Annotated in this window: 15 protein-coding genes; 10 read left to right on the top strand and 5 right to left on the bottom strand. The window is 38.7% G+C overall.

The features are described 5' to 3' along the window. Positions 1-94 precede the first annotated feature (94 nt). Positions 95-505 (bottom strand): acyl-CoA thioesterase, encoded by a 411-nt coding sequence (locus DRF67_RS14345; RefSeq protein ID WP_115928984.1) that lies wholly within the window; start codon positions 503-505, stop codon positions 95-97. 135 nt (positions 506-640) lie between these two features. On the opposite strand from DRF67_RS14345, the gene dnaA reads away from it, so the two are divergent. The 5 genes from dnaA to DRF67_RS14320 all read left to right on the top strand — a co-directional run bounded on the left by dnaA (position 641) and on the right by DRF67_RS14320 (position 4428). Then, positions 641-2095: a chromosomal replication initiator protein DnaA gene (dnaA, locus tag DRF67_RS14340; RefSeq protein ID WP_115928983.1), complete on the top strand. Its 1455-nt coding sequence runs from the start codon at positions 641-643 to the stop codon at positions 2093-2095. A 117-nt stretch (positions 2096-2212) separates the two neighbouring features. Then, on the top strand, positions 2213-2665 hold the full coding sequence (locus DRF67_RS14335) for a low molecular weight protein-tyrosine-phosphatase (protein ID WP_115928982.1): 453 nt from the start codon (positions 2213-2215) through the stop codon (positions 2663-2665). A 2-nt stretch (positions 2666-2667) separates the two neighbouring features. Continuing rightward, a complete protein-coding gene (locus DRF67_RS14330) occupies positions 2668-3168 on the top strand; it encodes a nuclear transport factor 2 family protein (RefSeq protein WP_115928981.1) in 501 nt (166 codons plus the stop codon). Positions 3169-3172: 4 nt separating this feature from the next. After that, on the top strand, positions 3173-3871 hold the full coding sequence (locus DRF67_RS14325; RefSeq protein WP_115928980.1) for an SAM-dependent methyltransferase: 699 nt from the start codon (positions 3173-3175) through the stop codon (positions 3869-3871). 179 nt (positions 3872-4050) lie between these two features. Then, positions 4051-4428 carry a hypothetical protein gene (locus tag DRF67_RS14320; protein WP_115928979.1) on the top strand — a complete coding sequence of 126 codons (378 nt, stop codon included), beginning with the start codon at positions 4051-4053 and terminating at the stop codon, positions 4426-4428. Positions 4429-4486: 58 nt separating this feature from the next. Here the strand turns inward: DRF67_RS14320 and DRF67_RS14315 are convergent, their stop codons facing one another. Both DRF67_RS14315 and DRF67_RS14310 read right to left on the bottom strand, forming a co-directional pair. Continuing rightward, entirely contained in the window at positions 4487-5362 is an 876-nt protein-coding gene (locus tag DRF67_RS14315) for a DUF4349 domain-containing protein (protein WP_115928978.1), read from the bottom strand. 110 nt (positions 5363-5472) lie between these two features. After that, positions 5473-5946 carry an Mpo1 family 2-hydroxy fatty acid dioxygenase gene (locus DRF67_RS14310; protein ID WP_115928977.1) on the bottom strand — a complete coding sequence of 158 codons (474 nt, stop codon included), beginning with the start codon at positions 5944-5946 and terminating at the stop codon, positions 5473-5475. Positions 5947-6020: 74 nt separating this feature from the next. Here DRF67_RS14310 and DRF67_RS14305 point away from each other — a divergent pair, with 74 nt between their 5' ends. The 5 genes from DRF67_RS14305 to DRF67_RS14285 all read left to right on the top strand — a co-directional run bounded on the left by DRF67_RS14305 (position 6021) and on the right by DRF67_RS14285 (position 12406). After that, positions 6021-6866 (top strand): helix-turn-helix domain-containing protein, encoded by an 846-nt coding sequence (locus tag DRF67_RS14305; protein WP_115928976.1) that lies wholly within the window; start codon positions 6021-6023, stop codon positions 6864-6866. 87 nt (positions 6867-6953) lie between these two features. Then, positions 6954-8264, top strand: coding sequence for a TolC family protein (locus tag DRF67_RS14300; RefSeq protein ID WP_115928975.1), 1311 nt, complete (start codon positions 6954-6956; stop codon positions 8262-8264). Positions 8265-8286: 22 nt separating this feature from the next. After that, on the top strand, positions 8287-9405 hold the full coding sequence (locus DRF67_RS14295; protein WP_115928974.1) for an HlyD family secretion protein: 1119 nt from the start codon (positions 8287-8289) through the stop codon (positions 9403-9405). Between the two features lie 79 nt (positions 9406-9484). Next, entirely contained in the window at positions 9485-11077 is a 1593-nt protein-coding gene (locus DRF67_RS14290) for an MFS transporter (RefSeq protein WP_115928973.1), read from the top strand. Positions 11078-11701: 624 nt separating this feature from the next. Further along, entirely contained in the window at positions 11702-12406 is a 705-nt protein-coding gene (locus DRF67_RS14285) for a class I SAM-dependent methyltransferase (RefSeq protein WP_115928972.1), read from the top strand. A 200-nt stretch (positions 12407-12606) separates the two neighbouring features. On the opposite strand, the gene DRF67_RS14280 is transcribed toward DRF67_RS14285, so the two are convergent. Next, positions 12607-13338 carry a hypothetical protein gene (locus tag DRF67_RS14280; protein WP_115928971.1) on the bottom strand — a complete coding sequence of 244 codons (732 nt, stop codon included), beginning with the start codon at positions 13336-13338 and terminating at the stop codon, positions 12607-12609. A gap of 18 nt (positions 13339-13356) precedes the next feature. Then, the gene (locus DRF67_RS14275) at positions 13357-13716 is read right to left on the bottom strand and encodes a hypothetical protein (protein ID WP_115928970.1); all 360 of its coding nucleotides are present in this window, start codon (positions 13714-13716) and stop codon (positions 13357-13359) included. Positions 13717-13718: the final 2 nt, after the last annotated feature.

The raw sequence follows: 13718 nt of genomic DNA, 5'->3' as shown, positions 1-13718 counted from the left end.
CTCCAAAATTCACCATTGACATTATCATCGATATTTGCTTTAATCCCTACAACCTATAACCTATAACCTGTACCTATAACCTATAACCTGTCATCTATTCCTTCCAGTTCTTCTCAATCATTTCCATCAGGAACTCCGGACACTTGATGACTTTGTTGGTTTTTGCATCCAAAAAGAATAGAGTAGTGGAAGCTTCTGTTATTTTAATATGCTCTTCATTGTAAATTTCATATTCAAATTCAATTCTTACCCCCGGAATTTTTTTTACAATCGTATGAATTTCTAACTTTTGGTCATACAAGGCGGGACGGATATATTTGATTTTATACTCTGAAACCGGCAGCCAAATTCCTTGGTTTTCAATTTCATCGTATGAAATTCCAATGCTTCGGAACAGTTCAACCCGGCCTACTTCGAGGTACTCGGCATAGTTGCCGTAGTATACATATTTCATGGGATCTGTTTCTGCGTAACGTACTCGTATTGAGTGGGTTGTGTGTATCATTTTAGGTATTAAATTATACATACAAATATATTTTTAAATAATCAATACCTGCAATATTTTTTTTTGAAAAGAAAAAATTAGACCTTTGTCTTCCTTCTAAAAACAGTACAAACAAAGAATAATCAGGGCATAAAAATGGATGACAATTTAATGATGATATGGCAGAAGTGCCTTCAGTTTATGCGCGATAATCTCAACGCAGCTGAAGATAATTCTGACCTGAAAAAACTTGAAAAATCTTTCGATATGTTATTTGATAAGGTGCAGCCACTTTCGTTAGTCGCTAACAACCTTACATTGATCGTACCGAGTGATTTTTACAAGGAATATATAGAGGACAATTATCTGTCCTTACTTTCTGCTGCCCTGAAGAAAAATATAGGAAAAGGAGTGAAATTATGGTATTCTGTTATGGAAAACAGACCAAAAGGCGAAGAAAAGCCCGTTACCATGAATATGAAGGGACAAAGCGTTCCTACTCCTAAAACACAGGAAACAATGCCACAAGGATTTTCAGCTAATATTGTAAACCCTTTTGTGGTCCCTGGAATTAGAAAAGTAAATATAGATTCTAACCTGAAACCGGACTATTCTTTTGATAGTTATGTAGAAGGGGAAAGTAATAAATTTGCAGCGACTGTAGCGAGATCTATCGCTAAAAGACCTGGTGCTACTGCATTTAACCCGTTATTTTTGTACGGTGGTTATGGGGTAGGAAAAACCCACCTTGGCCAGGCTGTTGGACTTGAAGTAAAAAACCAGTTTCCTGATAAAGTAGTTTTGTATCTGTCTTCAGAAAAGTTTATACAACAGTTTATCTCTGCTGCCAAAGCACATAAGCAGACGGAATTTGCCAATTTTTATCAAATGGTGGACGTTCTGATTATTGATGATATTCAGTTCCTGTCCGGTAAATCAGCTACTCAGGACAGCTTCTTCCATATTTTTGATCACCTTCATCAAAATGGAAAACAGATTATCCTTACTTCAGATAAAGCACCTGCAGATATCATGGATATTCAGGACAGAATTGTTTCCCGATTCAAATGGGGTCTTTCTGCAGAAATAAAATCTCCGGATCTTTCTACAAGAAGACAGATCATTGAAGATAAACTTAGCAGAGACGGAATTGTTCTTCCGGGGGATATGCTTGATTTCCTTGCTGCGGAGGCCAAAACCAATGTAAGAGAGCTAATAGGGGTAATCAACTCTGTGATCGCTTATTCTACCGTATATAAGAGAGACTTAAGCCTTGAGCTGCTGAAGGAAACCATCAACAGAATTGCGGCCAACCAGAAAAAAATCATCAATATTCCTTATATTCAGGAAGTGGTATGCGACTATTTTGGTATCAAAAAAGAACAGCTGCTTTCCAAGACCAGAAAAAGAGAAATCGCTTTGCCAAGGCAGTTGGCTATGTATTTCTCAAAAGAATTTACCAATTCTACATTCACTAAGATTGGTGAAGAAATGGGAGGAAAGGATCACTCGACGGTTATGTATGCCTGTGATACCATAAAAGATGTATCCAAAATTGATAAAGAGATCAAAAAATACGTAAAAGACCTTACGGAAAGAATCAAACAATAATTCTGTAAGCTAACATAAAATTGAAATGAAGAATAGAAGTATTCTTCATTTTTTATTTAGTTTTGTGGGATATAAAGAAACCTATACTTTGATTTTTCCAATCTTAAACAATAGTCTATGAATATATTGATGGTATGTCTGGGAAATATATGCAGAAGCCCTTTGGCGGAAGGTATTATGAAAACAAAAGTGCCTGAAGGATTTGAAGTGGATTCTGCAGGAACTATTTCCATGCATGAAGGGGAGCATCCCGATAAAAGAGCAGTAAAAACAGCAGCCAACCACCAAATAGATATATCAGGGCAGAGATCAAGACCCATTAACAGATCAGACTTTAAAAAATTTGACAGGATCTACTGTATGGATATTGACGTGTTTGAAGACGTAATTTCCAAGACAGAAAATGAAGAAGAACGCCAGAAAGTTTCCCTGTTTCTGGAGGTATTGGGAGATCACAAAAATGCTGAAGTTCCAGATCCTTATTGGGGAGATATGAATGATTTTGAAAAGGTATATCAATTATTGGATAAAGGATGTAATGCTATCAAAAACCAAATCCTAATATCATAATCATGAAAAAACTACTCTTACTATGGGTGCTTAGTTTTAATTTCTCTTTGGCTCAAACCAAGGATGAAACCGAAATACTTAAAGTAATGAATGACTTTATGGAAAGTATTAAAACAAGAAATGAAGCTCAGTATTTGTCCTTATTTCAGGAACCGGTACTATGGACGGGAATTTACAGAGACAGAACACATGCTAAGCGTCTGGAAAAGAATCCCAAGGCAGAATATTATTTTGCTGACGATTATAAAGCTTTTATTAAAAGCTTTAAAGACGAGAAATCTGAGGAAAAATTTGACAATATTAAGATCATTGAAGACGGAGCGGTAGCTTCTGCCAATTTCGATTACAGTTTTTGGTATGATGGAAAAATGGAAAACTGGGGAAAAGAAATCTGGACGTTGATGAAAATCAACGGAGCCTGGAAAATCACTTCCGTAACCTTTTCCATGGATCTTACAAATTACTTCCCACAACCTTCATTAAAAGAAAGAACAAAAAAATAATACAATGCTTTTTTTACTTCCAGCTTACCTTTCGGAAAATACCTCTATCACTCATTTTTCGCCAGTGATAAAGGAGTATATTATGCAAACGGACTACTTTTTCGTCGAAAATGAAAAAACAGCCCGAAAGGTTGTTAAGTTCTTTGCACCTGAAAAAAAACAGGCTGATCTTAAATTGTTCCTGCTTGATAAATATACAGAGAACGCCGATATCAAAGAAGCTCAGGAGCTCATGCTGAAAGGACAGGACTTCGGGCTGCTGTCAGAAGCAGGATTGCCGTGTATTGCAGATCCGGGAAACCTTATCGTTAAATGGTGCCATGAGAAAAACATCAGGGTGCTTCCTGTTTCAGGGCCGTCATCTATTATTCTGGCTCTGATTTCCAGTGGGTTCAACGGGCAGGAGTTCACCTTTCATGGCTATCTCCCGATTGATAAAGGGGAGAAGAAGAAGCAAATGATGAACCTTGAAGCACTGGTGCAAAAGACCGGCTATTCCCAGATTTTCATGGAAACCCCATACAGGAACAATCAGCTTATTGAAGATCTCTGTAAATTTCTGTCGCCCAATACAAAACTATGTATTGCCGCAAACATCAATGATCCGGAACATGAATTTATTAAAACTAAATCTATTAAAGACTGGCAGAAACAGAAACCGGAACTGCATAAAATTCCGGCCGTATTTGTGCTTGGAAAATAGATTTTTAAGCAGAAAAAGATCTGCGGTCATAGCAGGATTGTACATAAACAGCCATATATAACGCCCTAACGTCTGCCTGGATTTCTCCTTTTTTTGATCGCATGAAAACATTTAACAGCCCTTAACACCCGAATTGCATTATTCTTGTTTTTGATGACACATCACCAAAATAAATTATTATGTCTGATAAAAAATTAGCAGGAATCTGGATGGATACAGAAAAGGCGATTGTAGCCAAAAACCACGATGCACAGACGGTATCGGAATTTTTTTTATGTAATCCCGTAAAAGCGGAAATACAACATGGAAATTCCAGTGAGAATGCAGGGAATAATGCCCAGATTACGAACAGGAACAAGTTTTTTAAAGAAGTCGAACGTTTGCTGACCAATTCTCAGGAAGTATATATTACAGGACCGGGAGTAGCGCAGGAAGAATTTAAACACTTTCTGCATGATACCGCCCAGTTCAGGGATCTTAAGATCACCCTGGATACGTCGCAGCAGATGTCCGATGAAAAAGTACTGGAAACAGTAAAAGATTATTTTAATAAGTAGAATGCATGATAATGCAATAAAAATCCGGATACTCAGGGTATCCGGATTTTGTATATTTTTATGGTTTAGCTTTTCGTGATTTCCATTTTTTCCAGAGAAAAATGACAACTGGAACTAATAAAAAGAAAGGCCAAAGAGAGACGACTCCAAGGAGAAAACCTACGAAAAAGTTCCAGCCTTCGGTTAGAGAGTCTATAAAGCGGCTTCCGAATCCTATTTTTGATGTGGCGGAGCTTCTTACTTTTTCTTTATATAAGCTAATGTACAGTGTGCTGTAATTCACCCGGTCATCAATAAAACGGAGCCTGCCTTCCGCAATATCCATTTCATCTTCAAGCCCCCTGATTTTCTCCTGAATTTCGAGCATATCTTTTGTTGTAGAGGCGCTTTTAAGCATGTCACGGTACTTCTCAAGATAGATTTTTTTGTTTGCGAGTTTTATAGAGATGTCAGTATATTCTTCGGTCATGTCATCGGACGAGATATTCTTTGACAGCACAGACCCCACACCGTCTGAAAATGAATTCACAAGGACATCAAAATTTTTATGGGGAACCCGGACCGTCAGATTAAGATTCTCACTCCTATCTGTATTTTGAAAATCTTCCTTCTGAATATACGCATTGTTGCTTTTTAAAATCGCATTCACCTGGCTCTGAGATTTTTTAATATCTCCCACCTGAATTTTCATATCCCCATTTTTGATGATCTTTTTGGATAGGGTATCCGTTTTTTTTGAAACAGAAGATAAAGTTTCATACCCTTTATCTGGAGCCAGCTTTTCGGAAACGGCATTGGGAGGAGCAACAGGTGATATCGGCTCATCTTCAGAAATGACCTCAAACAGATCAGCCTTTACAGAGTGTTCAGCAACTCCGGATTTGTTGCAATGGATGAGAAGAAGACAGGATAATGCCAAAACTATATTTTTCATGATTGTTTTTTGTGAATGTTATCAAAAACCATGCTTGAAAATTACAAAATCACAAAAAAAATATAAAAAATACGTTTATATCTGTAGAATCATGGTTGTTCACATGGAAATTAATATCTGATTCCTGTTTTCTTTAAGATAAAACCCAACAGCCAGATGGGCCCGATCAGCATTAACTGAATATCTTTAAGAAAAGAAGTTTTTTTTCCCTCTCTCTTATGGCCGATCACCTGAAAAATCCAGGTGATAGCAAAAATACTCAGATAAACGATCCATGACTGTTTCCCCAAGCTGATATTGGTAAGGTAAATAAGATGTTCCAGGGCCATCATGACAAAGATCATCATTATTCCGATCAGAAAAGAAAGCCTGATGTAAAATAAAGTGGCCAACAGGATAACAATAAGACTTACTGTGCTGAGACATCCAAAATAAGATGTACAGAAATGAGGCGAAGGAACAAGAGATGTAAACCCAAGGATGGCCCAGAAAATTAAGGGAACACAGATCCAATGGATGAACTTGTTGGTGGCGTTTCTATGGCTTTTACTATATTCTGCAAATAATAGATCAACCTTTCTCATAAAGACTAGGAATTTGGTAAATGCTAAAATAATAAAATTTTGTATTCGCTGGCAAGATTGCTTACATTTGTGTTATGTCTGCTTTAGAAAAGTTCGGAGTTGAAATCTTTACGCAACGCAATATCTTTGAGAGAATTGCTGTCGATAAGCCTTTCCGGCCTGATAATCCGGCTTTTATTTTTATTAAAACAGGAACAATTAAGCTGAGACAGCATTTCAGCGATCTTGAACTTTCTGCCAACATGTTTATGGTAACAGATCCTCAGACCATTTATGAGGTGGTTTCTGTAAGCGACGATTTTCAGTCCAGAATGGTTTCCTACAAAAGGGAATTTATTTCGGCTCTTTCTTTAAAATTCAACAGACTTATCACCTACCGTTATTTCAGGCAACAGATGAATAGAGGAGTGCCTTTTCCGGAAAGTGAAATGGAGGTGGTCTGGAAAAGCGTGAATTTTCTGAAATACATCCTGGATTCCGAAACAGAAATGCTCTACAAAAAAGAAATGGTAGAACATCTGTTTTCTGTTTTCTGCTATCAGATGGCCGGAATCATTTCCAAAGAAGATAACAATTCGATGAATCAGATGTCAAGACAGGAAGAAATTGTTTTTGTGTTTCTGACAGATCTGGCGACTTATCATCTCACGGAGAGATCTGTAGAATTCTATGCAGAACGGCAGTCCATTACAACCAGACATCTATCCTCTGTCGTGAAGGAGGTCACCGGGAAAACGGCAAGTCACATTATTTCACTCATTGTAATGAATGAAGCAAAAGTGCTTCTAAACTCGTCTAAAAAAACGGTTTCCGAGATTTCTTCTATCCTTGGCTTTAGTGATCAGTACTCTTTTTCCCACTTTTTTAAGAAGCATCTTGAAGTGAGTCCCAGACAATACAGACACCAGTTTGAAAGCTAATCCTACATTTGAACATCTTTTTCCAATAATCAAACATTTGATTGATTTTGTGGTTGGCCTAACTTTGCATCTGTAAAACAAGGTACAATGACAAAGAAAATAAAAACAGCACTATCAGTTCTGATAGCAGCTTTTCCTGCGCTGTTTTTTTCGCAACAGATCAAACAGATGACCGCAGGTGAGGTGGCGGAACTTGCTGTTCGAAATCATCAGCAGCTGAAAGTTTCCGCTCAGAATATTGATATTGCCAAGCAGAATACAAATGTTGTAAAACTTCAGAAACTGCCTACGATAACGGCTTCTACAAGTCAGTTCTATTTAGGAGACGCTGTAGCCATCGATAAAGATTTTTCCAATTCTACTAAGGTTCCGATGCCACATTACGGAAGTTCTTACGCAGTACAGGCTACTCAGCTGATCTTCAAAGGAGGACTGGTGAATAAGTCTATTGAAATGGCGGGGCTCCGTGAGCAGCTTTCAGAACTTGATCTGGAGAAAAATAAGCAGGATGTAAAATTTCTGGTGATTTCAAATTACCTGGATGTTTATAAGATCATCAATCAGGAAGAAGTTTTTCAGAACAATAAGACTCTGGCCCAGGAACGTCTTAAAAATATTCAGAAATTTTATCAGCAGGGAATGGTCACGAGAAATGAGGTCATCCGTGGCGAGCTTGCGATTAAAAATCTGGATCAGGGGATCCTGACGCTTTCGAACAACAAAAAAATCCTTAATTATAATTTAAATATTGCTTTGGGGCTGCCTGCTGACACTGAAATTATTCCTACAGAGGACTTAGAGAACAAAGAATCGGGTATAGGAATGGACTATTATGCAGGTTTGGCACATGAGAGCAATCCGGTATTGAAATCTGCAAAGAAGAATATCGATGTGGCTGACAAGAATATTGAAATTATCAAAACAGATAACATGCCTACGCTGGCGGGATTTGGAGGATATAGCTTGCAAAGACCGATTACGAATAGAAATCCGGTCCTGGATATGTATTCAGGAGGCTGGCAGACAGGTGTTTCTCTCAGTTATAATATTGATACCCTGTATAAGACCAAAGAAAGAGTAAAATTAGGTGAACTGCAAAAGAACCAGGCTAATGACGCAATGACTCTGGTACAGCAAAATGTAGATATGGGAGTCAATGCAGCGTATACCAAATACCAGGAGGCCATTCAGCAGGCTGATATCCTGAACGATTCCAAAAGACTGGCGGAAGAAAACTATAAGATTACCGAAGCCAAGTATCTGAATCAACTGGCGGTACAAGCTGAAATGATCGATGCACAGAATCAGAAATTGCAGGCTGAACTGGATTATGCCAACGCTGAAATCAATGTTCTGTACCAATACTATAATCTTTTGAAATCGACAGGAACACTTTAATTTAAAACTGAAAATCAACACAATGGAAAACAAGGAACAAACTACTCAAAATACTACTCAGACGCAGGCAAAATCCAGCGGAGAAGATAAAAAAAAGAAAAATAAAACCAATAAGATCAGAGCCATCTTATCTAATATCATCGTTTTTCTGGTGATCGGATTCGGATTATTCTGGCTGATCCGGGAATATTTCCATATCGGAAGCAAAACCTATACAGAAGCCGCACAGGTGGAAGAGTTTATCAATCCGATCAATACCAGGGTTTCTGCTTATATCAAGGAAATTAAATTTATAGAACATCAGAGGGTAAAAAAAGGGGATACGCTGGTGATACTGGATGACCGTGAAATCCTGACGCAACTGGGACAGGCTGAAGCGGCCTATCAGAATGCTATGGCTCAGAAAACGGCGACAGGTTCATCAGTGAACACGGTTTCCAACAATATTAGTGTGATGGAATCCAATATTGCCGGTGCAAAAGCCAGACTCTGGAATGCGGAGCAGAATCTGAACCGGTACAAGAACCTTCTGTCTGCTGAAGCGGTAACAAGACAGCAATATGATCAGGTAAAAACCGAATATGACGCCCAAAAGGCTGCATATGAAACCCTGGTGAACCAAAAGCAATCTGCCAGTCTTTCTACGACAGAAGTGAAAAGCAAACTGGGAATTAATGATGCAGAGATCAAAAGAACAAAATCTGCGCTGGATATGGCAAGAATTAATCTGTCTTATACAGTGATTACAGCACCTTATGATGGGATCATGGGAAGACGTACCATTTCTGAGGGACAGCTGATCCAACCGGGACAGCAGGTCGCTACCATCGTTCTGAACGGTCAGAAATGGGTAACGGCTAATTTCCTGGAAAGCCAGATGCCGAACATCAAAGTGGGTGAGAAAATAACCATGACAGCTGATGCGCTGGGCGGCCAGCCGTTTGAGGGAGTCGTGACCGCAGTTTCTGCTGCGACCGGATCAAGATATTCCAGTGTACCTACCGATAACTCTACCGGAAATTTCATCAAAGTTCAGCAAAGAATTCCAGTAAGAATAGAATTTACTGCTTCCAATAAAAAAGAAGACTTGGATAAACTGAGTGCGGGAATGAACATGAACGTGAATATTAATAAAGACTAAAAAGAAAGAAGGATACCAGATTCCGGACAGGCTGGCATCAGACATCTACTATCTGAAATCTGACATCTATTTAAAAAACATGTACAACAAAGGATTATATAGTGACTGGGTACCCAAACCCGTACAGCTCCTGCTGATTGTGTTGCTGCTTGCCGCAGTGATGCCGATCGGTGGAGTATATACAGGGAATATCAGCAGTCTGGTAAGTGGTACCGGCGCAATGACGGAATATTTTATGTGGGCCAATTATGCTACTACCATCGGAATGGGGGCTTGTATGCCTGTTGTGATCAGGATTAAAATGAGATTCAAGGTAAGGGATAAGATGGTTCTGCTGCTGGTTCTATTAGGATTACTAAACTATATGAATGCAACGACCTTACAGCCCATGGTTTTTGTATGTACTGCTCTGGTAATAGGATTTATAAAAATGATGATTACCATAGAACTTTTTCTGCCGCTGATGACAATGATTGGAAACCGTGGAATGTTTTATGGGCTATTCTATACATTTGTTTTGGTGATGAATCAGGTTGCAGTGTACTATTCTGCTGAATTTTCACTTTTGTACAATTGGCAGCAATATTACCTATTTACTTCAGTGTTATGTTTTATTCTGGCATTGATCCATTGGGTTTTCATGCATAACAAATACTTTGCACTGAAGGTTCCTCTACATTATATCGACTGGTTGAGCATCCTGCTTTTCGTATCCACCTTTATGTTTTCAGCATATGTGTATGCGTTCGGAAGACAGCAGGACTGGTTCAACTCAAAGAATATCATGAATGCCAGTATTGCAGCTTTTGTAAGTTTTGCCTTACTGTCCATTCGCCAGCTGACCTTAAAGAGACCTTATCTTTCATTCAAAATATTTACAAAAAACAACGTCCAGCACGGTTTATTTATGTTGTTCTGGCTGGGGATGTTTTTAGGAACAGCCTCTATTCAGAACACCTTTGCAGTGGGAGTGCTGGGATATGATCAGCTGACCAATGCAAAATTGAGTGTCATGATGATTCCCGGAATTGTATTAGCTGGTGCCATTGCTGTATTTTGGTTCAAAAAAGAAAAACCGCTGAAAATGTATATTTTTTCAGGGTTCGCAGGAATGATGGGATATGCCATTATCATGTATTTTTCTATGGTGCTGGAATTCAGCTATGACAATTGGTATTTACCCATGTTCTTAAAAGGCTATGGAATGTGTTCATTATTTATTTCCGTGTGGTTTTACACCCTGGATAAACTTGAGATGGATGAAATGCTTGCTGCTATCGGGCTTGTATTGGTGTGGAGAACCTTTCTTGCTGTCGGTATTTTTTCCACCCTTTATTCATGGTTCCAGTATCGTTTTCAGGTTACTGCAATCGGAGACCTGGCCGTTTATATGGACGGAATGACGGTGACTCCCCAGAATGTTGCTGCCAATATGAAGGCAATACAGCTCAATGCGATTATTATAGCCAGTAAAAAGATTTTCGGATATATCATCCTGGTTGGGTTTGGAGTATTATTTTATGTCTTCACCCATCATTTCGGAGCAAAGCGATTCCAGTATTTGAGATTCGTAAGAGTATTGGGCGGTAAATCTGTCATTGCAAGAAGGAGACTTCGCGAAAGAAAACAATTGTTGGAAGAAATAAAAGACGCTGCCGGACCGGCAGTATAGAAGATACCTTGTTTTTCACTAGTAAAATCCCGGGCCTTACCTCAAAGGTCGGGATTTTACGTTTTTAGGTGGATCGTTAAAGATTCTGTGGCCTCTAAGGGCATTGAAGATTAGTCATCGTAACATTCAGGAAGCTGACAAAAATCTCTGAGATTCCGGGTCCGGTCTATTAAATATTTCTACAAATTCGGTTTAGGTAAAAACGTGATGTGAGAGGTTGGTTGATGGTACTGGTTGTTAGTTAATAGATGGTTGGTTGCTAGTTGCTAGTTGCTAGATGGCAGGTCGTTGGTTGCTAATTGTTAGTTGCTAGTTGCTAGTTGCTAATTGCTAATTGCTAATTGTTAGTTGATAGATGATAGAAGATAGAAGATAGATGATAGGTGGTGGTTGCTAGTTGCTAGATAGCAGGTTGTAGGATTGGAGAGTTTAATGGGTAAAGTTATGGGTGACCAAGCAACCAGCAACAAATTAAACCAGCAACTACCACCGCACCATTTCCCTAACAAAAGCAACCTGCAACATAATAAACTAGCAACCTGCAATAAGCATCCAGTACCAACCCGCAATCCGCCCCCAACAAAAAACTTTGAACATTGCCTCCCTAACGCTTATCTTTGCCATATGAAAGATTTAATGGGCAGAGCGATCTGGGATTATTACCATCAAGAAAATCCTGAAGATCTGCAGACCGAAACGTCAATTTCCGAACTGGATGAACTTCCGGTGGATTATTTATTCAGAGATTTTGAAGAGATGAATGCCATTGAGCAGAAAGCACTGCAGTTATCCGAAGGAAAAGTTTTGGATATTGGTGCGGGAGCAGGTTCTCATGCTCTGTATCTTCAGAATGAAAGGAACCTCGACGTTTGGGCATTAGATATTTCGCCCAAATCTATTGAAGTCTGTAAGCTGAGAGGAATTGAAAATGCGGTTTGTGAAAATATGCTTGATTTCTCCGGAGAAACCTTTGATACCATTTTGATGCTGATGAATGGGACGGGAATCTTTGAAAGCCTGGCAAAAATTGATACCTACCTTCAGAAGCTGCATTCGTTATTAAATGAAAACGGACAAATCTTGATCGACAGTACAGATATTTTGTATATGTTCGACCGCGATAAAGATGGGGGAGTGTATATTCCTGCCGGTGGATACTATGGAGAATTAGATTATGTGGTGCATTATAAAGGGGAATCTGAAGAGCCGATTACCTGGCTGTACCTTGATTTCAATACTTTGAGAAATGCAGCTAAAAATAACGGCTTTAAAATAGAAAGAGTTTTGAAGGATGAGGATTCTTACCTGGCGAAACTGACAAAGAAATAATGACTGGGTGATCATTGTGAACTGAAACCGAAGTAATTTCAAAAATAATAGATTGTCATTCTATATGGGATGACAATTTTTGTTTTTTTGTACTTCTTCTAGCCCCGATAGAAACGGTTACCCCACAGCATAGGATGGACACTTCAGAGTGACCGCTTTGGCGCGAGGAGTAAAAGTGGATAGCGGGAATCAGCTCCTGATTATTGTCTGAGTAAATGCATGCTTCTTACAAATGGATAATGAGAGAACCATTCCGGAAAGTAAAAATACATCAGAACAACAGTTCCGGCACATAAAATAATAGGAAGAACATACGGTTTTTGGCGGTATGGTAATTTTTCTGGAATCGCTAAGACCCAAAGGACAATGAACCCCAGTGCTCCAGCACCAATAACGCCTATTTCCGGGCTATATCGTGGAGATGAACCAATCTCAAAATGGGATAACAGAACGTATTTTTGCAAAACGAAAAAAAGAAATCCATACATCAGCGTCAGAACCGCAGCGAAATACTTTTTTAGCTTGATTAAATTCAGGGAGAGCAGAATGGCCGCAGGAATAGTACTGAACAGAATACTGCTTATAAAAATGGTCGTTCTTGAATAAAGCTTAATGGCATTGGGATCTTCCGTCACATGATCCTTCCAAAGTTCTTTTTCCTCTCTGGATTTTGATTCTTCTGCTTCCTTTTTGCGCTCTATGAATTGCTGAACGGCAGTTTTTTCCTGTGCCGTAAAATACCTTCCTCTTTCTTCCAGGATTTCAAAGGCCATCTGTACTGCTTCCGGAATAAAGCCACTGTCTTCTTTTAAATACTTTTCTAATTCTACGTTGGACAGCTTTCTTAAAGCACCCTTGTTGACCATAATCATGGCTGCAAAGATAAAATTAAAAATGGATTGATCATTCTGATCATAAAAAAAGACCGCCACCAGGGCGATCTCTTATTTCTATTTACAAAATTTTTCTAACAGCGGATTAAAAATACTCTTCTCCAGAATGGATCTGAACGGCATTTTTTTACGGTCAATCTGATATTTCTGATCTCTGAATTTGATTTTAACAATCTCATCAGACATTGTTCTATCTGAACATTTAAATTCTACAAAATATTCTGTAGATTCTGTGTCTGGGTTTTCTGTTGCCGTGTATACCACTTTAACCCAGGAATAGAAGCCATCAGTAGTTTTTTTGTCAAACGAATAGCTCCATTCTGCTCCGTATTGATCTTTACTTATCGGTAAATATTCAAGCTTTTGTGCGCTTGAAATTGATGAGTATACAACAAAAAAGAGTAGGATGCCTTTCATAA

The sequence above is a fragment of the Chryseobacterium pennipullorum genome, from assembly GCF_003384725.1.
GTDB lineage: Bacteria > Bacteroidota > Bacteroidia > Flavobacteriales > Weeksellaceae > Chryseobacterium > Chryseobacterium pennipullorum.
Note: the sequence above shows the minus strand (reverse complement) of the source record. Positions and strands in the feature narration are given on the sequence as shown.